General features: G+C 72.7%; 20 protein-coding genes and 1 pseudogene. 16 read left to right on the forward strand and 5 right to left on the reverse strand.

Annotation, left to right across the window (positions count from 1 at the left end; all coding sequences use genetic code 11):
* The 9 genes and pseudogenes from AB0H81_RS31475 to AB0H81_RS31515 all read left to right on the forward strand — a co-directional run.
* The coding region (locus AB0H81_RS31475; protein ID WP_358381807.1) for a hypothetical protein at positions 1–290 on the forward strand (290 nt) is incomplete at its 5' end.
* Positions 291–405: 115 nt separating this feature from the next.
* Complete coding sequence (locus tag AB0H81_RS31480) at positions 406–1,071, forward strand: hypothetical protein (protein ID WP_358381809.1); 666 nt, start codon at positions 406–408, stop codon at positions 1,069–1,071.
* A complete protein-coding gene (locus AB0H81_RS31485) occupies positions 999–1,886 on the forward strand; it encodes a polysaccharide deacetylase family protein (RefSeq protein WP_358381811.1) in 888 nt (295 codons plus the stop codon). Before AB0H81_RS31480 ends, AB0H81_RS31485 begins: the two co-directional genes overlap by 73 nt.
* 16 nt (positions 1,887–1,902) lie before the next feature.
* Positions 1,903–2,412, forward strand: coding sequence for a SigE family RNA polymerase sigma factor (locus AB0H81_RS31490; RefSeq protein WP_358381813.1), 510 nt, complete (start codon positions 1,903–1,905; stop codon positions 2,410–2,412).
* Between the two features lie 23 nt (positions 2,413–2,435).
* Positions 2,436–3,596 (forward strand): hypothetical protein, encoded by a 1,161-nt coding sequence (locus tag AB0H81_RS31495; RefSeq protein WP_358381815.1) that lies wholly within the window; start codon positions 2,436–2,438, stop codon positions 3,594–3,596.
* 439 nt (positions 3,597–4,035) lie between these two features.
* Positions 4,036–4,236: pseudogene (locus AB0H81_RS31500) on the forward strand (helix-turn-helix domain-containing protein); the annotation flags it as partial.
* A 1,461-nt stretch (positions 4,237–5,697) separates the two neighbouring features.
* Positions 5,698–6,609: a GNAT family N-acetyltransferase gene (locus AB0H81_RS31505; protein ID WP_358381817.1), complete on the forward strand. Its 912-nt coding sequence runs from the start codon at positions 5,698–5,700 to the stop codon at positions 6,607–6,609.
* Positions 6,610–6,973: 364 nt separating this feature from the next.
* Positions 6,974–8,407: an Nramp family divalent metal transporter gene (locus AB0H81_RS31510; protein WP_358381819.1), complete on the forward strand. Its 1,434-nt coding sequence runs from the start codon at positions 6,974–6,976 to the stop codon at positions 8,405–8,407.
* A 42-nt stretch (positions 8,408–8,449) separates the two neighbouring features.
* Entirely contained in the window at positions 8,450–9,421 is a 972-nt protein-coding gene (locus AB0H81_RS31515) for a YafY family protein (protein WP_358381821.1), read from the forward strand.
* A gap of 41 nt (positions 9,422–9,462) precedes the next feature.
* Here the strand turns inward: AB0H81_RS31515 and AB0H81_RS31520 are convergent, their stop codons facing one another.
* The 3 genes from AB0H81_RS31520 to AB0H81_RS31530 are packed head-to-tail and all read right to left on the reverse strand — an operon-like array spanning position 9,463 to position 13,291.
* On the reverse strand, positions 9,463–10,974 hold the full coding sequence (locus AB0H81_RS31520; RefSeq protein ID WP_358381823.1) for an AMP-binding protein: 1,512 nt from the start codon (positions 10,972–10,974) through the stop codon (positions 9,463–9,465).
* Positions 10,974–12,110 carry an acyl-CoA dehydrogenase family protein gene (locus tag AB0H81_RS31525; protein ID WP_358381825.1) on the reverse strand — a complete coding sequence of 379 codons (1,137 nt, stop codon included), beginning with the start codon at positions 12,108–12,110 and terminating at the stop codon, positions 10,974–10,976. The genes AB0H81_RS31520 and AB0H81_RS31525 overlap by 1 nt, the downstream gene beginning before the upstream one ends.
* On the reverse strand, positions 12,107–13,291 hold the full coding sequence (locus AB0H81_RS31530; RefSeq protein WP_358381827.1) for an acyl-CoA dehydrogenase family protein: 1,185 nt from the start codon (positions 13,289–13,291) through the stop codon (positions 12,107–12,109). The genes AB0H81_RS31525 and AB0H81_RS31530 overlap by 4 nt, the downstream gene beginning before the upstream one ends.
* A gap of 160 nt (positions 13,292–13,451) precedes the next feature.
* On the opposite strand from AB0H81_RS31530, the gene AB0H81_RS31535 reads away from it, so the two are divergent.
* Positions 13,452–14,792: a HAMP domain-containing sensor histidine kinase gene (locus tag AB0H81_RS31535; RefSeq protein ID WP_358381829.1), complete on the forward strand. Its 1,341-nt coding sequence runs from the start codon at positions 13,452–13,454 to the stop codon at positions 14,790–14,792.
* A gap of 118 nt (positions 14,793–14,910) precedes the next feature.
* Positions 14,911–15,474, forward strand: a complete 564-nt coding sequence (locus AB0H81_RS31540; protein WP_358381831.1) for a TetR family transcriptional regulator C-terminal domain-containing protein — start codon at positions 14,911–14,913, stop codon at positions 15,472–15,474.
* A gap of 142 nt (positions 15,475–15,616) precedes the next feature.
* Here the strand turns inward: AB0H81_RS31540 and AB0H81_RS31545 are convergent, their stop codons facing one another.
* Entirely contained in the window at positions 15,617–16,393 is a 777-nt protein-coding gene (locus AB0H81_RS31545) for a class I SAM-dependent methyltransferase (protein ID WP_358381833.1), read from the reverse strand.
* 51 nt (positions 16,394–16,444) lie between these two features.
* Here AB0H81_RS31545 and AB0H81_RS31550 point away from each other — a divergent pair, with 51 nt between their 5' ends.
* Positions 16,445–17,146 carry a copper resistance CopC family protein gene (locus AB0H81_RS31550; protein ID WP_358381835.1) on the forward strand — a complete coding sequence of 234 codons (702 nt, stop codon included), beginning with the start codon at positions 16,445–16,447 and terminating at the stop codon, positions 17,144–17,146.
* Entirely contained in the window at positions 17,143–18,177 is a 1,035-nt protein-coding gene (locus tag AB0H81_RS31555) for a CopD family protein (RefSeq protein ID WP_358381837.1), read from the forward strand. Before AB0H81_RS31550 ends, AB0H81_RS31555 begins: the two co-directional genes overlap by 4 nt.
* Here the strand turns inward: AB0H81_RS31555 and AB0H81_RS31560 are convergent.
* Entirely contained in the window at positions 18,135–19,322 is a 1,188-nt protein-coding gene (locus tag AB0H81_RS31560; RefSeq protein ID WP_358381839.1) for a hypothetical protein, read from the reverse strand. The genes AB0H81_RS31555 and AB0H81_RS31560 overlap by 43 nt on opposite strands.
* 105 nt (positions 19,323–19,427) lie before the next feature.
* Between AB0H81_RS31560 and AB0H81_RS31565 the strand changes: the two genes are divergently transcribed.
* The 3 genes from AB0H81_RS31565 (at position 19,428) to AB0H81_RS31575 (ending at position 25,207) form a co-directional block, all read left to right on the forward strand.
* Positions 19,428–21,974 (forward strand): CocE/NonD family hydrolase, encoded by a 2,547-nt coding sequence (locus tag AB0H81_RS31565; protein ID WP_358381841.1) that lies wholly within the window; start codon positions 19,428–19,430, stop codon positions 21,972–21,974.
* The gene (locus AB0H81_RS31570) at positions 21,971–22,858 is read left to right on the forward strand and encodes an ABC transporter permease subunit (RefSeq protein WP_358381843.1); all 888 of its coding nucleotides are present in this window, start codon (positions 21,971–21,973) and stop codon (positions 22,856–22,858) included. The genes AB0H81_RS31565 and AB0H81_RS31570 overlap by 4 nt, the downstream gene beginning before the upstream one ends.
* A 231-nt stretch (positions 22,859–23,089) precedes the next feature.
* Positions 23,090–25,207 (forward strand): AAA family ATPase, encoded by a 2,118-nt coding sequence (locus AB0H81_RS31575; RefSeq protein WP_358381845.1) that lies wholly within the window; start codon positions 23,090–23,092, stop codon positions 25,205–25,207.
* The last annotated feature ends 77 nt before the right edge of the window (positions 25,208–25,284 follow it).

Here is a 25,284-nt window from a genome sequence, read left to right on the forward strand (position 1 = left end):
ACGAGCTGATCATGACGGACATCGGCCTGGCCGGGATGCGGAACACCCCCGCGTACGTGCTGGGCGACACCCCCCTCGCGATCGCGGGCCACCTCCGGCCGGCGCGCGCAGTCAGACCGGCCAGTCCCATCGCGGGCGACGAGGCGGAGCAGCACCTTGCCTGGAAGGCCGGTCGGGGCCGGGGGCCGGCGCCGGTGACGGCGGCTCTGTGGGGAGTGGGTCCGGACCGCCCGCGCGTACGGCACCTCTTGATCACGGCGAAAAACGTCTTCGGCAGGTCGCAAAGATGACCGCACCCTGCCGCGTCCTTATGACAACAAAACACGGGGAACACGCATCTACCCGATTGGTTACCCAACGCGTGTTTTGTCGTCATTCGTCATGAAGAGTGGAGTTCCGGCGGCCGTGAAACGTGTCCACATGAAGACCCTGCTGCTCGTCGTCACCGGTCTGGTGGCGGCGGCCTGGGCCGCCTCCGGGGCGACGCCGGCTCAGCAGGGCCGGCGGACGCCCGCAGTCCTGGGCGTGGCGCACCACACCGACGAGATCGCGACCGTCTCGCCGACGTGGATCGACGCCCTTCGCGTGATCCGCGACACCCGCGACGACCAGTTGTGCCCCTGGTCGATCGCCTACCCTCAGGTGCCCGGCGCGGAGCCGTTCACCACGGCGCTGCGCCGCATGACAGAGAGCCGGCGCGCCGTTTTCGCCGGCCAGGCGTGCGAGCAGGACACCCGGAGCCACACCGCGGAGCTCAACCTGCATTTCGCCTTCCTGGCCGCCTCGGGAGACGTCATCGGAGTGCGCTACACCGAGTGGTGGCTCGGCGGGGCCGGGGACGGCTTGTCCACCACCACGCGGTGGTACGACGGGAGACCGGCAAGGTCGTGCCCGCGACCGCGCTTGTCGAGTCAGGCTCGATCGGGAAGCTCGCCGCCGCGCTGGGCACTGCCCTGTCGAGGAAGCCGGGCTTCGACGCTCAGGCGTTGCGGGCCGTCATGGCTGATGCCGCCTCCCGGGCCCGCTACCTGGACGATCTGGCGTTCACGCCTCGCGGGGACCTGGTGGTGAGCTTCGACGAGGCTGTGGTGGGGGCGGCGCCCGCCGGGCAGCTGCGGGCCGTGCTGCCGGCCGCGGTCACGCGGTCGCTGCTGTCGGACTTCGGGCACAGGGTGCAGCGGCAGGTCATCCGACCTGAGCGGCGCCTGGTCCTGGAGCCGCCTGTCTCCCCGCGGCCCTCAGCTCCACCGACCGCGGAATCGGCCCCAGCCGTCGACTGCCACCGGGCCAAGTGCGTGGCGCTCACGTTCGACGACGGGCCTGGGCCCTGGACACAGGCGCTGCTGGCCCACTTGGCCAGGTTCCACGCGCGGGCCACGTTCTTCGTTGTCGGGCAGAATGCCGCGTTGAGCCCGGACGTGGTGCGCCAGGCGGCCGAAGCCGGGCACGAGCTCGGCAACCACAGTTGGTCGCACCGCGATCTCACCAGGCTGACGGCAGCCCAGGTACGCGACGATCTGCGGCGTACGGACGAGGCGATCAGGAAGGCGGCGGGGGTGACGCCGAGCGTCGTGCGTCCCCCGTACGGCGCCGTCAACGCCGTCGTCCGCGCGCAGACGCCACATCCGCTGGTCATGTGGAACGTGGACACGCTGGATTGGAAGTACCGCGACGCCGCCAGGGTGACCCGCGCGGCCCTGTCGGCGGCGAAACCCGGCGCGATCATCCTGTTTCATGACATCCACCCGACCACGGTGGCAGCCATCCCGCGCGTGCTGCGCGGGCTCTCCGCTCGTGGCTACCACTTCGTGACGGTCACCCAGGCGCTCGGCGGCGAGATCCCCCGCTCCGGCACTGTTTTCAGCGGCGTCGCGCCGGCCCTGTGAGTATGTGGAGGTGATCGTGGATTCCGTCGAGCAGCGAGAGTTTCACGAATTCGTGTCGGCGCGCTCGCCCGCGTTCATCAGGCTGGCCTACCTGCTGACCGCCGGAGACCAGCACGCGGCCGAGGACCTGCTGCAGACCAGCCTGGCCAAGACGGCGCTCAAATGGAGCCGGATCGACGACCCCGACAGCTATCTCCGGCAGGTCATGTACCGACAGCAGATCTCGTGGTGGCGGCGCAGGCGGGAGTACGCCGTCCCGGAGCTCCCCGAGCGGGCGGACGCCGACGCGACGCACGACATCGAGCTCAAGATCGTGGTCCAGAAGGCGCTCGGCATGCTGACCGCCAAACAACGCGCCGTGCTCGTGCTCCGGTACTTCGAGGACCACTCGGAGTCCACTGTGGCCGCCATCCTCGGCTGCAGCATCGGCACCGTTCGCAGCACCGCCCACCGGGCCCTGGCCCGGCTCCTGCAGCTGTGCCCCGAGCTCCACGACCTGTACACCCGCTCGAAGGCTTCACCGTGAGCGATTCCCGGGAAGGACACGACATGAGCACTGACGAGCTGGTGAAAAACGCCCTCGGCGCGGTGGCCGACCAGGCCAGGGTGCCGGTCGGCGTGGCGCACGCCGCATGGCGGAAGCGGACGCGCGTGCGGATCACAAGGGCGGCCACCACCGCGGCCGCGCTGGTCGCCGCCGTCACCGTCGGCGTGGTCACGGTGCCTCCGCTCGTCGCAGGAGACGCTCCCGACATCACCACCAGCGCGACCTGGCAGGGGGACATAGCGGCCGATCTCCGCCGCCCGATCCCGGCGGACCGCGTCGCCGCCGGTCACGTCGCGCTCACCGCATACGCCGCCTGCGAGCCGAGCTGCTCCTGGTACCTGCTCACCCACGCGGGCACGGGTGGTTACACGGGGGCGCGATGGGGATGGGTCGCCGTGGCGCCCTCGGGCCGGACCGCCGCGGTGCTGGAAGAGACGTTGCCCGCGCGCCGAATCGGCTTGGTCGACACCGCCGCCGCCGGCCAACGGCGCTGGATCGACCTCGGCCGCGCGGTGGCGGGAAGCGTCACCTGGTCACCGGACGGGAAACGGCTTCTGGTGACCACGTACAAGCGCGTTCCCGGGCTGCTCGCCGATCCCGCCGCAGAACCGGACACGCGGCAGGTCAGGACCGGCTTCGCCATGGTGGACGTGGAGAGCGGCAAGACCACTTTCCACGACCTGCCCGGCGACCCGGACTCGGCCGGCCTGCGCGACGATCTCTCCTGGAGTCGCGACGGCTCGCTGATCTGGGAGTGGACCGGGGCTCGCCAGCGACCCCGCAAGTACTACGACCTCACGGGGCGCTCTCGTCCCGGCCCCGCCCAGGAGTCCTTGAGCGACCAGCCCGCCGGGCTCTCCCCCGATGGACGACTGCTGGCCATGGGCGGCAGGACCGGCTCAGCCCCCTTCGTCACGAACGTCGCTTCGGGCGACACCACCCTCCTGAAACCACCCGGTGTTCACGTCATCACACAGTCGCTGGCCTGGGCCGACGACACGCACCTGATCGCCTGGGCCCAGGACCGCGCGAACAGCAGCACATCCCGCTACCGCCTGGTGCTGGTCGACGTGACGGGCAAGCAGAAGGTCATCCCCCTGACCGGCTGGACCGACGCCCTCAGCCGCCCCAACTGGATGCCCTTCTTCACCGCGACACCCTGATCCCTGGCCAGCCATGATTCTGGAGGTCTTGCCCGCACGGTGTTGGTGAGGCGCTGAATCGGGAGTGCGCGCCTCGAGCCTGGCCCGTAGCTGCTGCACCAGCCTGATGCGCGGCATGTGGCACTTCGGCGCGACCTCGCCACTCCGAGCCCGGCAGGCGCTACCTGCCGGGGCCTCTCAGCCGGAGCAGTGGAGACGCTCCACGGTGGCGGCCGGACCAGCGAGCTCGGTCGTGGACGTGACCTGGTGCCGCAGAACCTGTCGCGGCCGATGTCGGAGAGTATGCAGGCTGACCCGAGCACTGCGGCAGGTCTGCCCCGAGAGAGGAACGGGCTGATCAGGGGGCTGGGTTCAGACCGGCACGAGGACTGGGGGCCGGACCGGCCGAGGGCTGGGTTCAGGCTGATCAGAGGGCAGGTACGGGCGATATCGTGAGCGGATGGGGCGGATCACGAGGGCGGAGTCGCAGGAGCGCAACCGGGCGCGCGTCCTGGCCGCGGCGCGCGATGAGTTCGCCGGGCGCGGCTTCCGCGACGTCAAGGTCGATGACATAGCGGAGCGGGCGGGGCTCACGCGGGGCGCGGTCTACTCGAACTTCCCCGGCAAGCGAGCCCTGTTCTTCTCCGTCCTCGCCGACTCGTACTGGTCCGTCCTCGCCGACTCGTACCGGCCGGACGGCCCGGCTCCGGGCGAACGACCGGGCGCCCCGTTCCCCGGCGAGGATTCGGGCGCGCCACCACCCGCCGAGGAATCGCGCGCGGCAAGCGGCACAGACTCGGACGCACCGCTCCCGGGCGGTCGACCAGGCGCGCGCTTCCTCGACACAGGATGGGGCGGACCACTGGCCGGCGGAAGGCTCTCGGGCGGAAGGCCGCGCCCGCGGCGATCCGCTGAGGGGCGCGGCGGATCGCTTTCCGGTGAGGGGGCCGGCGGTGGAGACGTGGCGCGCGTGCTGGGAGCGGTCGCGCGGGCTTGGCTGGACGATCCCGTACCTGCGGGCGCGATGGCCGTGTGGCGCGAACTGGTGCCACAGGTGCAGGCCGAGGAGGACAGCCGGCTGGCGTTCGGCGAGCTCATGACGTTGTACGCGACACTCCTCGGGCTGGCTCTGGAACGGCTCGACGGGCACCCGGAGCGGCGGCTGGTGCGAGTGGCGACGGCGACGCTCACCCTGCTCCAGGGGGCGTCTCAGTGTGACGCCCTCGCCGCCCGCCCAGCACTCGCCCTTCCCGCCCGCCCTGAGACCGCCCTCCCCGGGACCGTACTCTCCTCCGGGCTGGGTTCGGGTCCGGGGCGAAGCAACGAAGGGGATGAGCCAGACGACCTCAGAGCCGAGCCATACCCCCCGAGAGTCGACCGGAAGGATGACCTGCAGGCTGAGCGCGAGGGTGACGCGCGAGCCGAACGGGAGGGCGACCCGCTGACCGAGCGGGTGGATGACCTGGGGGCCGAGCCAGGAGATGGCCTGGGGGCGGCTGAGCGGGAGGATGTGGTGCGGGCCTGTGAGCGGCTCGCGCGGCTCGATCCCGGGCCGGCCCCGCTGCTCCCCATCCTCGCCCTGGAGCCGTACTCCCTCGACGCGCCCTGGGCGCCGCCCCCGGCAATGGACGCGCTGCGCGGCACCCCGATCTCCTTCGACGGCGATGGTAAGAACGGCCGCGGTCACGGCGACGGGCTGGTGGTCTTCCTCGGGTTGCGGCGTCTGTCCGCCTTGGAGGACGTCGTGCGGGCCGCGCGAGCCGCCCTTCCCATCACCCTGGTCGTGGTGACGGGCGACCCGGGCGAGCTGGGGCCGCTGGCGCGGTTCGCGCTGGCCCGGATGGGCGCCCACCTGCGGGCCGCCGTGCCGGCAGGCGCATGGCCGGACGTGCGGATCGTGTGCGACGAGCGCGGGCGCGTGGCCGCGGCCGCCGGGCTGCCGTCCGTGAACGACGGGACCGAGAGCGCCGTACGGGTGTCGGCCGGGCGGTTGGTACGGCGGGCCGACGGCCGCGGAGCGGGGTACGCCCTCGCGTCCGAGTACGCAGGGACTCCTGAGGCGCCGCGCGACATGGAGACTCCTGAGGCGCCGAAATGAGCGACATAAGGGGGGCGCGTGACCATGAGTGAGCAGCCGGCGGAGAGCCGCCACCCGGCGGAGGCCAGAGTGGAGGCCGCCTGGCGGACGGACAGCGGAGCGGTAGATGCGCGGAGTCACAGCGGCGTGGAGGGTGCACTGAGGGCCGGTGGCGTGGAGGGGGCGTGGCGGGTGGCGGAGGAGGCGGCTCTGCGGACCGGGGTGACGATTCGCGAGCTGCACCGGATCCCCGAGTTTCAGGACGTCCACCGCCTGTTCGACGACATCTGGCATCCCGATCCCGCCAACGCCCCCGTGTCCGTCGAGCTGATGATCGGGTTCGCCCACACCGGCGGGTACGTGGCCGGAGCGTACGAGGGTGAGCGGCTGGTGGGCGCGTCCGTGGGGTTCCTGGCGGCGGGGCGCACGCTGCACTCCCACGTGACCGGAGCCGCCATAGGGCGCGGAATCGGTTATGCGCTCAAGCTCCACCAGCGCGCCTGGTGCCTGGAGCATGACCTGACCCGCATCACCTGGACGTTCGACCCGCTGGTCCGGAGGAACGCGCGGTTCAACCTGGTGAAGCTCGGTGCGCGGCCGACCGAGTACGTCGAGAACTTCTACGGGGTCATGGCCGACGCCATCAACGAGGGCGACGAGTCCGACCGGCTGCTCATGGCGTGGCGGCTCGAGGAGGAGCCGGAGCAGCCGCCGCCTCCGCCGTACACGGTGGGGCTGGGCGTGGAGGGCGAGCGGCCGGTGAGGGGCCGCCCGGACGGGCCGGTGACGCTGGTGGCGACGCCGCACGACATCGAGACGCTGCGGCGGAGCGACCCGGGAGCGGGCAGGGCGTGGCGGCTGGCGGTCCGGGACGCGCTGGGCGGGCTGATGCGGCAGGGCGGGCGCGTGACGGGCTTCACGGACGCCGGCGAGTACGTCGTTGTCACGGGCCGATAGCCCCCAGTCAGCCACCGTGGGCGCCCTTTCATCACCTGAAGCCGGCCGGACGAAGGTGGCCGTGACGTAGGTGGGCTGGGCGCGGGTGGCGGGACGAACATGCCGGACGAAGGTGGCCGGGCGCGGGTGGACAGGCGCGGGTCGCGGGACGAGGGTGGGCGGGGCCCGGAGGGCGGCGGGAGGGTGGGCCGCCGACGCTCTTGGATGCTCGCGGAGCCATGGGACACCGATCCGTGCACCGCGTCTTCCGGTCACCCGCCGCCGCAAATATTGTGCAAATGTGAATAAGCCGCCGTAAAGCAGGAAAATAACCGGTTATCCGCTGGTTTGAGCTTCTACCGGGAGCCGAACAAGGAGATCCGCGATGACGGAGTTCACTCCGACCGTCCCCGCACGAGTCCTGCCGTCCGTCACCGTCCGCGACCTGCCCGAACCACCGCGTTCCCCCTGGCGCATCATCGGCCCGGGACTGGTGGGAGCGGGCGTGGGGCTCGCCTCGGGCGAGTTCATCCTCTGGCCGTACATCGCCTCCCAGGTCGGGCTGGTGTTCATCTGGGGCGCGGCGATCGGCATCATCACGCAGTGGTTCCTCAACATGGAGATCGAGCGTTACACGCTGGCCACCGGTGAGACGGCGCTGACCGGGTTCAGCCGGTTGTGGCGGCACTGGGGCATCGTGTTCGTCCTGATGACGCTCGCGTCGAACCTGTGGCCGGGCTGGGTGACCACGTCGGCGACCATGGTCACGTACCTCACCGGCTCGGGCGAGGGCAGCGTGCGCTGGATCGCGATCGGCATGCTGCTGGTCATCGCGCTCGGGCTGACGCTGGCGCCGGTCATCTACGTCGCGCTGGAACGGGTGATCTTCGTCAAGATCGCGCTGGTGACGATCCTCGTGGTGGTGGCGGTCGCGCTGGCGATCACCGCCGAGAGCTGGGTGCAGCTGGGCAGGGGGCTGACGGTGGGCGCCCGGTTCCCGGTCCCGCCGCTGGACTTCGCGCTGCTCATGGGCGCCATCGCCTACGCGGGCGCGGGCGGCGGCCAGAACCTCTGCCAGAGCAACTGGATCCGCGACAAGGGCTTCGGCATGGGCCTGTACGTGCCGCGCCTGGTCAGCCCGGTCACCGGGCACGAGGAGGCGGCCTCCTCGACGGGCTTCCAGTTCGCGCCCACCAAGGAGAACCTGGCCCGGTGGCGCGCCTGGTGGCGCTTCGCCAACATCGAGCAGGCCTCGACGTTCGCGCTGGTGTCGTTCCTGACGATCGCGTTCATGTCGATGCTGGCGTACTCGACCGTGTTCGGGAAGCAGGGGCTGGCCAACGGCATCGGGTTCCTCAAGGTGGAGGGCGAGACGCTGCAGGACGTGGTGGGCCCGTGGTTCGGGATCCTGTTCTGGCTGATCGGGGCGCTGGCGCTGTTCGCCTCGGCCATGGGCATCGTGGACTACACCTCGCGGCTGGCGTCCGACACGATCAAGACCGTCTACCTGCGTGACCGGCCCGTCTCGGTGAACCGGGTCTACTTCATCATCGTGTGGGCCATGACGCTGGTCGGCATCGCGATCCTGCTGCTCGGCTTCGACCAGCCGCTGATCCTGCTGGTGATGTCGGCGAGCTTCGCGGCCGTGATGATGTTCGTGTATTCGATCCTGCTCATCGTGCTGAACCGCCGGGCGCTGCCGTCCGTCATCAAGGTCCGGTCGTACCGGCTGGCCGCGCTGGTCTGGTCGATCGCCTTCTTCGGCTCGCTGACCGTGCTGACCGTCATCCAGCAGGCGCAGAAGCTGTTCGGCGGCTGAAAGCGGAAGGCAGGCTTCCGCGATGACGGGCAGACTGGGCGCATGCTCGAAACGTCCGCGCGCCTGCTGAAGCTGCTGTCCCTCCTCCAGGCGCACCGGGAGTGGTCGGGCCCCGAGCTGGCCGGGCGGCTCGGGGTCTCGACCCGGACCATCCGCAACGACGTCGAGCGCCTGCGCAGCCTCGGCTACCCCGTCCACGCCACTCCCGGCGTCGCGGGCGGCTACCGGCTCGGGGCGGGCGCCGCGCTGCCGCCGCTGCTGCTGGACGACGAGGAGGCCGTCGCCGTTGCGGTCGGGCTGGGCCGGGCCGCGGGCGGCGGCGTCGAGGGCATCGAGGAGACCTCGGTGCGGGCCCTGGCCAAGCTGGAGCAGGTGCTGCCGTCGCGGCTGCGTCACCGGGTGAGCGCCCTCAACGCCTACACCGTGCAGATCCCCGGCCGGGCTCCCTCGGTGGCGCCGGAGGTGCTGACGACGATCGCCAACGCCGCCCGCGACCGGCACCGGCTGCGTTTCGACTACACCGGCCACGAGGGCGACTCCACGGTGCGGGACGTGGAGCCGTACCGTCTGGTCCATCGGCGTGGCCGGTGGTACCTGCTGGGCTACGACGTCGAGCGGAGCGGCTGGCGGACGTTCCGGGTGGACCGGTTGCTGCCGCGCGTCCCGGAGGGGCCGCGGTTCGCGCCGCGCGAGCTGCCCGGCGACGGCGACGTGGCCCAGTACGTGGAGAAGGGCGTCAACACCGCGATGTGGAGGTACCGGGCGACGGTGCTGCTGCACGCGCCCGCCGACAGGATGGACCGGCTGCCGGCCGGGCTGGAGGCCGAACCGGTGGACGAGAGCACCTGCCTGCTGCGGATCGGCGGCGACGACCTGGGCGGGCTGGCGGCGTGGATGGGGTTCCTGGGCGTGGACTTCGAGGTGCTGGACCCCCCGGAGCTGGCGGAGGCGGTGGCGGAGCTGGGCGAGCGTTACCGGCGGGCGGCCGCCGCCACCCGCCCGCCGACCTCGTGAGCGTCACTGCAAGCCCAGGTACGCCCCCGGCCTCGTGAGCGTCACCGCTGGGCCAGGTACGCCTCCCGCACCCGGGAGCGTGACAGCTTGCCCGTCGGCGTGCGCGGCAGGCTGTCCCGGTACTCGATCACCCGCGGATGCTTGAACCGGGCCAGGCGCGGCGCGCAGTGCTCCAGCAGCGCGGCCGTCAGCTCGGGGCCGGGTGTGACCCCCTCGGCCGGCTGCACCAGCGCGACCACCCGGTGCCCCCACTCATCGTCGGGCACTCCGATGACGGCGACGTCGGCGACCGACGGGTGCTCCAGCAGCGCGGCCTCGACCTCGGCGGGGTAGATGTTGACGCCGCCCGAGACGATGAGGTCGGTGCGCCGGTCGCACAGGAACAGGTAGCCGTCCTTGTCGAGGTAGCCGATGTCGCCGGGGGCGTACCACTCGCCGCGCATGCTGGCGGCCGTCTTGGCCGGGTCCTTGCGGTACTCGAACCGGCCGAGGCCCGACTTGACGTACACCATGCCGGGCTCGCCCGGCGGCACCTCGCGGCCCTCGTCGTCGAGGACCCGCACCTCGAACGTCGGCGCGGGACGGCCCACGGTCCCGGGCCTGGCCAGCCACTCGTCCGGCTTGACCGCGAAGGCGATCGTGGACTCGGTGGAGCCGTAGTACTCGTACAGCACCGGCCCCCACCACTCCATGATCTCCCGCTTGACCGCGACGGGGCACGCCGCGGCCGTGTGGATCACCTGCCGCAGGCTGGACACGTCGTACGCCTCACGGACCTCGCGCGGGAGGTGGAGCATGCGGTGGAACATGGTCGGCACCATCATCGCGTTCGTCACCCGGTGGCGCTGGATCAGCTCCAGGACGTGGACCGGCTCGAACCGCGCCGTGATCACCACCGTGTGCCCGAGGTGCAGCGCGAACTGCGTGTGCGCGCACGGCGCCGAGTGGTACATCGGCGAGGTCACCAGGTGGACGTCGCGACCCGGCGTCAGGTCCACCACCTCGCCGAGGAACCAGATGTAGAGCGGGACGACCGCCTCCGGCTCCGAGCCGGGCAGCCGGCGCTGCACGCCCTTGGGGAAGCCGGTGGTGCCGGAGGTGTACCACATGACCGCGCCCGCGGTGCGGCCCTCGGGCGCGCTCTCCGGCCGCCCCTCGGCGAGCCCGGCCGTGCCCGTCTCGGCGCCGGTCGGCACCTTGTCCGCGTACGCCTCGTGGGTGACGACCAGCTTGGCGTCGCAGTCTCCGAGGATGTAGGCGATCTCCGGTGCGGTGAGGTGCCAGTTGACCGGCACGTAGTACAGGCCGATCTGCCCGGTAGCCATGATCATGACGACGGCGTCGAGGCCGTTGGGCAGCACACCGGCGACCACGTCGCCGGTGCGGAGCCCGCGGGCGCGCAGGCCGTGGGAGACCTGGTTGACGCGGGCGAGCAGCTCGCCGTACGTGGTCCGGGTGCCGTCGGCGTCGATCACGGCGAGGCGGCCGGGGTCGGCGGCGGCCAGCGCGTAGAAACCGGGCGGGTGCCCGCCCGCGGGCTCGTCGGCCGCCATCACGCCTCCATCAGGACGGCGAGGCGGGCGCGGTGGACGCGGGGCGGGCCGAGCAGCACCTCGTCGGCCTTGGCCCGCTTGTAGAACAGGTGCGCGTCGTGCTCCCAGGTGAAGCCGACGCCGCCGTACAGCAGCAGGTGGTCGCGGGCCACCTCGAAACAGGCGCGGCCCACGTACGCCTGGGCGAGCGCGGCGGCGTGGGGCAGCTCGGCGGGGTCCTCGTCGGCGGCCCAGGCGGCGTAGCGGACGATGGACTCGGCCTGTTCGAGCTTGCAGTGCATGTCGGCCAGTTTGTGCTTGACGCCCTGGTAGGAGCCGATGAAGCGGCCGAACGTGACGCGGATCTTGGCGTAGGCGACGATGGCGTCGAGCGACGCGCGCAGCACGCCGAGCTGTTCGGCGGCCAGCGCGACGGCCACCAGGTCGGCCACCGCGGCGGCCCCCTCGGCTCCCAGCGGGCCGAGCACGCGGGCCGGCGCGCCGTCGAGCTCCACCCGCGCCTGGCCCCGGGTGAGGTCGAGGGTCTCCAGCGGGACGCGCCTGACGCCCGGTCCGCCGAGGTCCACGGCGACCAGAACCAGCCCGCCGCCCGAGGACTCCCCCAGCCCGTCCGGCTCGCCGCCCGAGGACTCCCCCGGCCGGTCCGTGACGGACTCGCCGGCCGGCGCCCCGGGCAGGGCGGCCAGCAGCACGTCCGCCTCCGCCGCGCTCAGGACCTGCTGCAGCGTCCCGTGCACGGTCACCCCGCCGCCGCTCCGGGCCCGCGCCGTCAGGCCGCCGGCCACGACGGGCAGCGCGAGCGTGGCGGCGACCCGGCCCTCGGCGACGCCGGCCAGCAGCTCCTTGTCGGGTGCCCGGGTGAGCGCGAGGGCCGCGAACGCCGTGGCCAGGAACGGCCCCGGCAGCAGCGCCGCCCCGGTCTCCTCCAGCGCCACGGCCAGCTCCGCCATGCCCGCGCCCGCCCCGCCGTACTCCTCGGGGACCGTCAGCCCGGACAGCCCCAGCTCGCCGTTGAGGCGGGCGTGGACCGCGGGGTCGTAGCCGTCGCGGGCCTTGGCCGGCGGCGAGGCGGCGGCCAGGAACGAGCGGACCGCCTCGCGCAGCTCCCGCTGCTCCGGTGTGAGCACGAGCCTCATCCCTGCGTCCCCACCTTCAGGTCCTTGAAGGGCACGGTCTTGTCGACGCGCGGCCCGGGCGGCAGGCCGAGCACGCGCTCGCCGATGATGTTGCGCATGATCTCGTTGGTGCCGCCGCCCAGCGACATGGCCGGGGCCAGGGAGATCGCGTGCGCGAGCGGGCCCGCGCCCTCGCCGTCCCCGGTTCCGACGACGGCGGACGGGCCGGCCAGGCGGGTGGCCAGGTCGGCCTCGAACAGGGTCAGCTCGGCCAGCAGCAGCTTGGCGGCGCTGCCCCGGGCGCCGGGGAACAGCCCGGACTCGGCCTCCTGCCCGAGCCGCTGGTTGAACAGGGCCAGCGCCCGGGTGCGGATGTGCAGCTCGACCAGGTCGTCACGGACCAGCGGGTCGCCGGTGTCGGCGGTGCGGCGCAGCGCCTCCAGCGAGGTGGGGTCGTCCTTGGCGCGGCCCATGCCGACGCCCGAGGAGATCGACAGCCGCTCGTGCAGCAGGGTCGTGACGGCGACGCTCCAGCCGTCGTGGACCTCGCCCACGCGGTGCGCGTCGGGGACGGCCACGTCGTCGAAGAACACCTCGTTGAAGTGGGCCCGGCCGGTCATGTCCTTGAGCGGCCGGACCGTGACTCCCGGGTCGCGCATGCCCACGACGAACATGGTCAGGCCCCGGTGCTTGGGCGCCTCGGGGTCGGTGCGGGCCAGCAGCAGGCCCCAGTCGGCGTGCTGGGCGACCGACGTCCACACCTTCTGCCCGTTGATGATCCAGCGGTCGCCGTCGCGGACCGCCCGGGTCTGCAGGGCGGCCACGTCGCTGCCCGCGCCCGGCTCGGAGAACAGCTGGCACCAGATCTCCTCGCCGCGCAGCAGCGGCCGGACGAACCGCGCGCGTTGCTCGTCGGTGCCCCGGTCGACCAGGGTGGGCCCGGTCATGCCGAGTCCGATGGAGAAGACGTACGTGGGGAGGGAGAAGTGGCGGGCCTCGGCGGCGAACGCGCGCTCCTCGGCCTGCGTCAGGCCCTGGCCGCCCCAGCGCGCGGGCCAGGTGATGCCGGAGTAGCCGGCGTCGTACAGCCTGGCCATGAAGTCCTTGGCGTGGGGAATCGCGTCCTCGTTCGCGGGTTCGCCGGTCGGCGCGTTGTCGCGCAGCCATGCCCTGGCGGCCCGTCGGTACTCGTCGAGATTCACGTTCTCTCCTCGGGCATCAGTGTTCACTTACTCTAACCAGCCTTGCCGGACCGGCATAGAGCGCCGTCAAATGCACCTTTTATCCGGATTTGGCGGTGAATCTCCGTTGATTAGGACGATGGCGACTTAGTGTGATCATCTGATCACCGGGGGGAAAGGATTGGTCACACGGTTCGGCAGGTCCATCCGGACGCGGCTGACGCTGTTCGCCGGAATCGCCATGGTGCTGCTCAGCATCATGGTCAACGCGTTCGTGCTGTGGGCGATCCACAGCACCGCGGAGGACTACCGCAAGACCGAGGTGACCACCTCGGCCCTGCGCGTGGTCCACCTGGTCAAACGCGGCGCGCTGCCCACCGTGCTCCCCAGCGACCTGGACGGGATCCAGGTGGTCGACTCCCGGGGCGGGGTGGTGGCCTCCACCGCCAACCTCGTCGGCCTGCCGCGCATGAGCACCGTCGTGCCGGACGAGTTCAACGCCAGCCGCATGGAGGTGGTCTGCGACCTGCCGTACTTCCCCGGTCAGTGCGAGTTCATGACCGTCGTCCGGGTGTACGAGCACAGCGGAGACTGGCTGGTGTACGTTGTCGGCCGCACCGTGCCCTGGTACGTCCATCCGGCCGTGCTCACGTTCCTCATCGGCGTCTCGGTGGCCCTGGTCGCCCTGGCCTGGTTCGGCGTGTCACGGGTGGTGGCGAGGACGCTCGCGCCCGTCCAGGAGATCCGCGACGAACTCGCCGAGATCACGAGCAGCGACCTGGGCAAACGCCTGCCCGTGCCGACCCAGGCCGACGAGATCCGCTCCCTGGCCGAGACCGCCAACCAGACGCTCGACCGGCTGGAGGCGGCGGTCGAGCAGCAGCGCCGGTTCGCCTCCGACGCCTCCCACGACCTGCGCAGCCCGATCACCGCGATGCGCACCCAGGTCGAGGAGGCGATGCTGCACCCCGAGGACGCCGAGTGGGAGGAGATGGGCCGCGCCCTGCTGTCCAGCCTCGACCGGCTGCAGGCCATCGTGACCGACCTGCTGACGCTGGCCCGGCTCGACGCGGGCTCGCCCATGGCCCGCGACCCGGTGGACCTCGCCGAGCTGGTCGCGGGCGAGACGGCCAGGCCGCGCACGAAGAAGCTCACCACCACGCTCCAGCCGGGCCTGGTCGTGACCGGCGACCGGCTCCAGCTCGCCCGCCTGCTGACGAACCTGCTGGACAACGCCGAGCGCCACGCCGAGTCCACGATCACCGTCACCGTGCGCCAGGACGACGGCCACGCCGTCCTGGAGGTACTGGACGACGGCGGAGGCATCGCGCCCGAGCAGCGCGAGCTGGTCTTCCAGCGCTTCACCAGGCTGGACGCCTCGCGCAACCGCGACGCCGGCGGCACCGGCCTCGGCCTGTCCATCGCCCGCGACATCGCCCAGGCGCACCACGGCACGCTCACCCTGGAGGACTCCGGCAGCGGGGCCCGGTTCGTGCTGCGGCTGCCGATCAGGGAGATGTGACCCGCACCTCCTGGTCACGCTCCCATACCCATGCCCGGTTTGTCCTACATCTGTTTCTGGCCACTGGTTAGAGTGGCCCGCTGTGACACCAGGTTTCAGCCGATTACGACGTGAGGACTTGCTCAAGACGGCCTGCGAGGTGATCTCCGCGCAGGGGTTCGGGCACACCAGGACACTCGACATAGCCCGGGCCGCCGGGGTGAGCCAGGCGCTGCTCTTCTACCACTTCGAGACCAAGGACCGGCTGTTCGCCCAGGCGTTCGCCTACGCGGCCCGCCTGCACCGCGACACGCTGGACAGCATCGAACGGCTGGAGCGGCCCCCGCTGGAACGGCTGCGCACGCTGCTGCGGCGCTGCTCGCCGGGCGGCTCGGCCGACGGCTGGCGGCTGTGGATCGACGCCTGGGCGGAGTCGATCCGCAGCGCCGACCTGGAGGAGACGACCCGCCGGCTGGACCAGCAGGGCCGCCAGGTGCTGCGCGGGATCATCGAGGACGGGGTGGCGCGCGGCCAGTTCGCCTGCGAGGACCCGGAGGGGGCGAGCTGGCGCCTGTTCGCGCTCATCGACGGGCTCGCCATCCAGATCCAGGTCCACCCCAAGGCGCTGTCGCGCCGCCGCGCGAACCAGCTCATCCGCACGGCCGCCGCGGCCGAGCTGGGCCTCGCCCCCACCGACCTGTGACCGCCTCCGGTCGCCGTGCGCGTGCGGGCGCCCGGCGACCGGACGGGGCGGCGCCTCGGGTGATGCCGGCAAGATGCCGGTCGCCCACGGGCCCGAACACTCCCGCCCCGCCCCGCCCTGCCGGTCCCGGCCGGCCTGGCGGTCAGGGGCGGCGGGCGAGCAGGACCTCGGTGATCCTCCGTTCCTCCCACACGCCCGAGGGGCGGTCGGCCAGCAGGGCCCGGCGCACCGCCTCCGTGAACGCGTCCAGCCGGTCGCCCAGCCGGGCGGGCGCGCTGTAGGAGAACGAGAGCTGGAGCCCCACCAACGCGTCGACGTCCATCGACACCAGCCGCTCGAACCGGGCCGACTCGACGCGGCCGAACGGCGATCCCGCCAGCACCTCGTCGTGGTGCTCGCCGGTCGCCTGGAACGAGCCGAGGGCCCGCTGCCTGTCCACGCCGGACTCGTTCAGGCCGAACGCGGCGCGCACCGGCCGCACCACCGCCTCCCAAGGCGGGTCCCGCTCCTCGCGGACCGGCCCCACCAGGGCCACCGCCCCGTGCGGCGGCAGCAGGGCGTCGAGGTCGGCCAGCACGGCCCGGCGGTCCATCCAGTGGAACGACCTGCCCATGACGACGTGGTCGAACGGCGGCAGCGCGCGCAGCGTGGTGGAGTCGCCCCGGATCCACCGGATGCCCCCCGCCGCGCCCCCGGCCAGGCGGCGGCCCTCGGCGAGCATCTCCTCGTCGGGGTCCACGGCCAGCACCGCGCGCACCCGCCCGGCCAGGGGGATCGCCACCGTGCCGGGCCCGCAGCCGAGGTCCAGCACGACGCGGTCCGGGCCGAACGCGCGGGCCAGGTGACCGATGGCCTCGTCACCGTGGTCGCTGCGATAGCGCGCGTAATAGGTGGCCGCGCCGCCGAAGAGGTCCGTCACGGATGGGAGCATAGACGGGTTTGGAAGCGTTCAAGGGAAGGTTGTCGATCGGTGAGGCGGCTACTCACGGTCCTGCTGCTCGTGTCGGCCGCGGTGGGGATCTCGCTCCCGGCCCGGGCGCACAACGTGCTCATCAGCAGCGACCCCAAGGACGGCGCGGCGCTGTCGGCCGCGCCCGCGCAGATCACGCTGGTGTTCGACCAGGCCGTACGCCAGGGATACGCGCAGGTGGGCGTCACGGGCCCCGGCGGTGCGGCGATGGCCGACGGGGCCGCGTCCGTGGCCGCGGAGAAGGTGACGGTCAAGGTCAGGCCGCTGACGGCGGGCGGCGCGTACGTGGTGGGCTACCGGATCCTGTCGGCCGACGGGCACCCGGTGACCGGCAAGATCACCTTCAGCCTGACGGCCCCGGCCTCCGCGGACACCCAGGCCACGGCGGCTCCCGAAGCGGCCCCCTCGGAGACGGCGGGAACCTCGGATGCGGCCGACAGCGCCCGGGCGGCCGAGGCGGCGGCCAACGGCGGGGCGGGCATGGCCGTGGTGTGGATCGTGTCCGCGCTCCTGCTGCTTGCGGCCGGCACCGCCGTCGCCCTGCGCCGCGCCCGCCCCGCCGACGCGACCACCTCCGGCCCCGCACCCGTGACCGGCCCCAGTGCTGTGGACGGCTCCGGGGCCGCTCCCAGCGGCACCGCCCGTGACGGGGACGCCGGTGGGCGGCCCCAAGACGGATCGGACGGGGAGGACCGCGCGTGAGCGTCGAGGCTCCCCAGCGCCGCCGCGTCCTCCCCGCCGGCGGCGGCGCGGTGGCCGGGGTGTTCCTGGCCTGCGCCGTCGTCTCCGCCGTGGTCGCCTCCGGGCTGACCGCGCAGGAGGCCGTGCCGGGCATCCCCATGCCGGGCCCCGTCGTCGCGTACGGCCTGCCGGTCGTGCGGGTCGTGCTCGACCTGGCCGCCGTGGCCGTGGTCGGCATGAGCCTGCTGCCCAAGCTGCTCGGTTTCGACGACCCCGGCCGCACCGAGCCGGTCCTGCGCCGCGTGCGCCCGCTGACCGTCACCGCCGCCTGGGTGTGGGCGGCCAGCGCGCTGCTCACGATCGTGTTCCAGACGGCCGAGCTGAACCCCGGGTCCGTGCCCACGCCCGCGATGATCGCCGGTTACGTGGACAGCGTCGGCACCGGGCAGGGGCTGCTGTTCAGTGCCGCCTGCGCGCTGGCGGCGGCCGGCATCGGGCTCATGGCGGTGCGCTTCGGCGAGAAGGTGCCGGCCGAGCTGCGGATCGTGGTGGCGCTGTTCGGGCTGCTGCCTATCCCGGTGACCGGGCACGCGGTGAACTCCGTCTGGCACGACCCGATCATGATTTCGATGGAGACCCACGTGATGGGCGCGGCGGCCTGGGCGGGAGGGCTGGCGGCGGTGACGGTGTTCGTCGCGCCGCACCGTGACCTGCTGGCGGCCGTACTTCCGCGCTTCTCCAGGATCGCCACGGTCTGCCTGCTGCTGGTGAGCCTGTCCGGGCTGGTCACGGGGCTCGGGACGATGGCGCTCACGCCCGGCGTGGAGCTGCCGGGCGCGATCCTCTCCAGCGAGTACGGCCTGCTGGTGGTGGCCAAGCTGACCCTGGCGGCTCTGCTGGTGCCGCTGGCCGCGCACATCCGCTTCCGGCTGCTGCCGGCGATCCGCGGCGGCGCGGCCACGGCCGTGGTCGCGTGGGCGACGGCCGAGCTGGCCGTCATGGGCCTCGCCTACGGGGTCGCGGTGGCGATCACCCGGGCCTCGATCGGCTGACGGCCCGCCCGGCCGCCCCACCACTCGAAGGCCAGCCAGGCGGCCAGCAGCCCCGCCCCCGCCCACAGCGCCGAGCCGGTCACCAGGGGCGGGGCGCCGAGCAGGCCGCTCTGCCCCTTGAGCACGCCGTACACCTGGCCCATGAGGGCGCTCTGCACGGCGAGCGCGCCGTAGGCGACGGCGGTGACGCCGACGGACCCGATCAGCGCCCTGACCACCGGCTGCCGCACCGCGAACGCGAGGTCCACGCACAGCCCGCCCACGACGAGGAAGAACGGCACGGCCGACGGCGGGAAGCCGGTGAAGGTGAGCAGCGGCCAGATCAGCGTGCGGAACCCGACGTAGCCGGCCGCCACCAGCGTCGCCCCGCCGAACCTGCCGATCAGCATCCGGGCCACGACGAGCACGCCGAGCCCGGCGACCACCGCGTACACGGGATAGAGAGCGTCCGGCACGGGCAGCGCGAACGCGGTCATCATCTCCCGGTCGACGGGCCGGCCCATCTGGTCGGCCGCGAACCGCAGCAGGATCGGCTCGGCGTAGGTGGCGTGGTTGTCCCACGCGCCGATCGACAGCACGCCGTACTCCTGGTGCTGCTCGGGGAAGTGCACGTTCTCCAGGAAGAACGCGAAGAACGCCCCCAGCAGCACCGTGCGCTCCCGCCCCGGCGGCGCCCCCGTGAACCAGCCCCGGATCACCCCGGCGATCATGAAGAACGTTCCAAGGTAGAGCATGATGTGCGAGGGGCTCCACGAGGTGATGTCGAGCCCGTTGACGCGGTGGTTGATCAGGTCCAGCGGCACCGCGGCCAGGAACACTCCCGTGCCCCACTGGATGAGCCGCAGCGCGGCCTTGTCCACGCCGTAGCCGGTGTAGCCGTGGACGATGGTCAGGCCGAGGGCCACGGCGGTGCCGGCGGAGTTGAGCAGGTGGGGCGGGGCGAGGTCGTCGCGCAGCCACTTGAAGTGCCACGAGACGTCCCACGCCGAGCCGAGCAGCTTGAGCGTGAGCGCCACCAGCCACCCGTAGTAGAGGACCCGGAACAGGTCGGGCGGCGTCTCGCGGCCCGCCGGCCCCCGCGTCCAGTAGGGGACCGCCCAGTCGGCGGCCTTTTTGACGATTGCTGGTGCGTTCACGGGCTGCATCTTACGGCGATCGCGCGCCGCGTCCATGCCCCTTCGTTCCCGGCGGAGGCGAGCGAGCCGGACGATCTCAGGGTTCTCTCAGGTGCGGAAAGTAGGCTTTCGGTCATGAAACGTGCGGTCGCCCTCCTCGTGGTGCTCGTCCTCGCAGGAGTGGGGGCCTGGCTGGCATGGCCGTCGGCGCCCGAGGCGCGCGCGAAGGAGCAGCGGATCACCGTGCTCGACGGCCCCGCGGGCGACCAGCGCGTCGAGCTGGACACCACCTTCTTCGCGCCGTCCGGCGGCGGCAAGGCCCCGGCCGTGCTGCTCGCCCACGGGTTCGGCGGCGACAAGGACGGCATGCGCGCCCAGGCGCAGCGCCTGGCCCGCGACGGCTACGCCGTGCTGACCTGGTCGGCGCGCGGCTTCGGCGAGTCCACCGGGCAGATCGCGCTGAACTCCCCCGACTACGAGGTCAAGGACGTCAAGCAGCTCGTCGACTGGCTGGCCCGGCGGCCCGAGGTGCGGCTCGACGGGCCGGGCGACCCCCGCGTGGGCATCGCGGGCGGCTCGTACGGCGGCTCCATCGCGCTGATGACGGCCGCCTACGACTCCCGGATCGACGCGATCGTCCCGCAGATCACCTGGGCCGACCTGGCCGGCGCGCTGTTCCCCGACGCCACCGGCAAGGGGCCGGAGAACGGCGTGTTCAAGCGCATGTGGGCGGGTTTCTTCTTCGGCCGCGGCGGCGGTGAGATCCAGGGCCTGGGCGGCCTCGGCGGCCTGGCCGCGCGGGCTCAGGGCCCGGCCCGGCCGCTGACGGCCGAGGAGGCGCGCTGCGGCCGGTTCACGCCGGACATCTGCCGCGTCTACCAGCAGGTCGCCGAGACCGGCCGGGCCACACCCGAGGCGGTCGCCCTGCTGCGCGCCTCCAGCCCGGTCACCGTGGCGGGCCGGATCAAGGCGCCGACGCTGCTCCTGCAGGGGCAGCGCGACTCGCTGTTCCCGCTGGGCCAGGCCGACGCCAACGCCCGGGCGATCGCCGCCGCCGGCACGCCGGTGAGCGTGGCGTGGTTCGACGGGGGCCACGACGGCGGCAACGGCGAAGTGGACTGGCTGTACGAGCAGACGACCGCCTGGTTCGGCCGCCACCTCAAGGGAGACGGCTCCCCCGTCGCGAAGGCGTTCACGGTGACCCGCGACGCCGGGCGCGACCCGGGCACCCGCCAGCGCATCCGCCTGCACCCCGAGACCGGCGCCTACCCCGGCCTCGGCGGCACCGCGACCACCCAGGTCACGCTGAGCGGCCCCGACCAGAACGTGGCCAACCCGCCCGGCGGCTCCCCCGCCGCGATCTCCACCGTGCCGGGCGTCAACGGCCTGCTGGGCGGCGGCCAGAGCACCGTGAGCGTGTCGCTCGACATGCCGGGGCAGAGCGCCTCCTTCGAGTCGGCGCCGCTGGCCAGGCCCCTCCAGCTCACCGGCAGCCCCACCGTGCGGCTCAAGGTGTCGGGCAAGGGACAGGTGACGCTGTTCGCCAAGCTCCTCGACGTGGCCGACGGCGTCCAGCCGCCCACCCTGCCCGCCGGGCTGGTCGCGCCGTTCCGGGTGACGATCCCGGACGGGGCCTCCGGTGCCGAGGCGACGGTGACGCTCCCGGCGATCGACCACCTCTTCGCCGCCGGCCACCGGCTGCGGCTGACGGTCTCGACCACCGACATGGGCTACGCCACACCCGCGGAGGCGGCCTCGTACCAGGTGGGCCTGGCCTCGGCGGCGCTGGCCGTCCCGACCGTGACCGCGCTGGAGACGCCCGCGACAGGCGTGGCCTGGTGGGTGTGGGCGATGCCGCTCGTCGCCGTCGTCGTGGCCGTGGTGCTCCTGGTGACGGGCAGAACGCGGTCCCGGGCCGGGGCCGCGCCCGCGGCCTCCGGCGCGGACGTGCCACTGGACATCAGCGGGCTGACCAAGGCGTACCGCAACGGCGAGAAGGCCGTGGACGGGCTGTCCTTCCGGGTGGAGCGCGGCCAGGTGCTCGGCCTGCTCGGCCCCAACGGCGCGGGCAAGACCACCACGATGCGCATGATGATGGGCCTCATCCACCCCGACGACGGCGAGATCCGCATCTTCGGCGAGCCCGTCACCCCGGGGGCGCCGGTGCTGTCGCGGCTCGGCTCGTTCGTCGAGGGGCCCGGCTTCCTGCCGCACCTGTCCGGGCGCGAGAACCTGGAGCTCTACTGGGCGGCCACCGGCCGGCCCACCGAGGACGCGCGCTTCGCGGAGGCGCTGGAGATCGCGGGCCTGGGCAAGGCCCTGGAGCGGGCCGTGCGCACCTACTCGCAGGGCATGCGGCAGCGGCTGGCCATCGCCCAGGCGATGCTGGGCCTGCCCGACCTGCTCGTGCTGGACGAGCCGACCAACGGGCTCGACCCGCCCCAGATCCGCGAGATGCGCGAGGTGCTCAAGCGCTACGCCCGCGACGGCCGCACGGTCATCGTCTCCAGCCACCTGCTGGCGGAGGTGGAGCAGACCTGCAGCCACGTCGTGGTCATGCACCGGGGCCGCCTGGTGTCCGCCGGACCGGTGTCCGTCCTGCTCGACGGGGCGGCGCGGACCAACGGGCACGGCCCCCGGCTCGAAGACGTGTTCCTCGACCTCATCGGAGACAAGTCGTGACCACCGCCGCACCCGGCCACGCGCGGGAACCCGGCCGCGCGCACGCGCCCGGCTACGCGCCGGGGCGCACGCTGCCCCTGCGCGTGGAGATCGTCCGGCAGTTCAAGCGGCGGCGCACGCTCGCCATGTTCGGGCTGCTGCTGGCGCTGCCGTGGGTCCTCGTGCTCGCCTTCGAGCTCGGCCCGCAGGGAGGGGGCCAGCAGCAGGCGTCGCTGCGCGTCTCCGACCTGGCGACCGCCGGCGGGCTGAACTTCGCGGCGTTCGTGCTGTCGGTGTCGGCCAACTTCCTGCTCGTGGTGGCCGTGGCGCTGTTCTGCGGCGACACGGTCTCCAGCGAGGCGAGCTGGTCGTCGCTGCGCTATCTGCTGGCCGCGCCGGTGCCGCGCGACCGGCTGCTGCGGCAGAAGCTCGTCGTGGCGCTCGGCTACTCGGCGACCGCGGTGGTCGTCCTGCCGCTGATGGCGCTGCTCGCGGGCACGCTCGCGTTCGGCTGGAACGACATCCAGGTGCCCGGCACGGGCGAGACGATCCCGGCGCTCGACGTGCTGCCGCGCTTCGGCATCGTCGTCGCGTACGCGCTGGTGAGCCAGCTCGTGGTGGCGGCGCTGGCCTTCCTCATCTCGACGGTCACCGACTCGCCGCTCGGCGCGGTGGGCGGGGCCGTGGGGCTGTGGATCGTCAGCACCATCCTGCAGGCGGTGGAGGCGCTCGGCACGGCCCGGGAGTTCCTGCCGACGTTCTGGAACACCGCCTGGCTGGACGCGCTCGCGCCCGAGCCGGACCTGAGCGGGATGATCCGGGGCGCGTCGGTGTCGGTGACCTACGCGGCCGTGCTGATCGCGGTGGCGTTCCGCCGCTTCCGCCGCAAGGACGTGGTCAGCTGAGGGCTCAGGCCCAGTGCGGGGGCTTGTTGTCGAGGTAGAAGGCGTCCGGGTCGGCGTCGCGCTCGTCGCCCCAGCCGAGGTCGGTGTCGTCGGAGGTCTGCTCCGGGAGATAGTCACTCACGGCATACATGCTATCGAGACGTACAAACCTGACCCCTCGGGCCGCGCGGGAGACCGGACACGGGCGGGCCGCGAGGGTACGATGCCAGGGCAGGTGTCGCCTACCCCCACGTGAGGCTGCCGATGGCCACCCCGACCGGCTGGCGGCGAGAGGGCAATCTGCCGGCGGAGCTCACGAGCTTCGTGGGGCGCACGCGCCTTCTCGCCAACCTCAAGCGCCATCTCGGCGAGTCGCGGCTGGTCACCGTGACGGGGATCGGCGGGGTCGGCAAGTCGCGCACCGTGCTGCGGCTGGCCCACCAGGTGCGTGCCCAGTACGAGGACGGCGTCTGGTTCGCCGACCTCGCCCGGCTGCAGGACGCGGGCATGGTCAAGCACACCATCGCCTCGGCGCTCGGCATCGCCGACCAGTCCTCGCGGGCCGCCTCCGAGTCGCTGTCGGAGTGGGTCGGCGACCGCGACATGCTGCTCATCATCGACACCTGCGAGCATCTCGTGCAGGGCTGCGCCGAGCTGGTCGAGGAGCTCCTGGAGAGCAATCCCCGGCTGAAGGTGCTGGCCACCAGCCGTCAGTCGCTGCACCTGCCGTACGAGCACGTGGTGCCGGTGCCGCCGCTCCAGGTGCCCGGCGACGACCCGGCGGAGAGCCTGTTCACCAACGAGTCGGTGCAGCTGTTCGCGGCGCGGGCCGGGGCCGTGGTGCCCGACTTCGTGCTCGACGAGCGCAACATCGGCGCGGTGGCCGAGCTGTGCCGGCGGCTCGACGGCATCCCGCTGGCCATCGAGCTGGCGGCCGTGCGCCTGCGCGCCCTGTCGGTGGACCAGATCGTGGAGCTGCTGGCCGACCGGTTCAGCCTGCTGGCGGGCGCCAGCCGCACCGCGTTGCCGCGCCACCAGACGCTGCGGGCGGCGATCGGCTGGAGCCATGAGCTGTGCGACCCGGCGGAGCGGCTGCTGTGGGCGCGGCTGTCGGTGTTCGCCGGCGACTTCGAGCTGGACGCGGCGCGGTTCGTCTGCGCCGACGAGCGGCTGCCCGCCGAGCGGATCACCGACCTGGTGACCGGGCTGGTGGAGAAGTCGGTGCTGCTCATCCGCAGCAACCACGCGGGCGTGCGCTACAAGCTGATCGACACGCTGGCCGAGTACGGCGAGGAGTGGCTGGAGAAGCTGGGCGAGCGCGAGCGCATGCGCCAGCGTCACCTCGAGTACTACCTGAGCCTGGCCCAGCGCGGCGAGGACGCCTGGTCCGGCCCGCGGCAGATCTACTGGTTCGTCCGGATGCGCCAGGAGCACGACAACGTGCGCGTGGCGCTGGAGCACGCGCTGCGCACGCCCGGCTCGTCGGTGCAGGCGCTGACGCTGCTGTCGTCGCTGTGGTTCATGTGGGTGTGCTGCGGCTTCGCCCGCGAGGGCCGCCTGTACCTGGAGCGGGCGCTGCACGCCAACCCGGGGGTGAGCAAGGAGCGCTGCAAGGCGCTGTGGGTGCTGTCGTACGTCCGCAGCGCCCAGGGCGACAGCGCGGGCGCGCTGGAGGCGGCCGAGCAGTGCAGCAGCGAGGCGGTCCGGGTGGGCGACTCCAAGGCCGTCATCCTGGCCTCGAAGATGCAGGGCACGGCGGCGCTGCTCCAGGGCGACCTGCAGAAGGCCAGCGCGCTGCTCGGCGTGGCCATCGAGTTCAACACCGACAACAAGGAGCTCAACCCGGGTCTGCTGCCCGCGATCGTCGAGCTGTCGCTGGTGCTGTCGTCGCAGGGCGAGCTGTACGAGGCGGAGTCGCTGCTGCTCGACTGCCTGCAGGTGTGCCGCGAGCGGGGCGAGCTGTGGGTGAGCTCGTACGCGCAGTGGGCGCTGTCGATCACCAGGCTGGCGACCCGGCGGATCAGCGAGGCGCTGGAGAGCTCGCGCGAGGGCGTGCGGATCAAGCGGCACTTCCACGACACTCTGGGCACGCTGCTCGGGCTGGAGACCATGGCCCGCATCTTCGCCGCCGACGAGAAGCCCGCGACGGCGGCCACACTGCTGGGCGCTCTGCACCAGAACTGGCGGACGGCCGGCCTGCCGCAGCTCGGCGCCCCGTTCCTGACCAGCGACCACGAACGGTGCGTCAAGGAGTGCCAGAAGTCGATGGGCGAGGCGGCCTACCGGGCCGCCTTCGAGGAAGGCACGCGGCTCGACCTCGACGAGGCGTCCGCGCTCGCGCTGGGCGAGCTGGACACCCCTGACGACTGACGCGGCGGGCCCCGGCGGGCCCGCCCGCCCCATGGGGCGCGGGCCGCGGGGGGGGGCGGGGGCGGGGGGGACCAAAA

This window comes from Nonomuraea sp. NPDC050691, from assembly GCF_040654455.1.
GTDB lineage: Bacteria > Actinomycetota > Actinomycetes > Streptosporangiales > Streptosporangiaceae > Nonomuraea.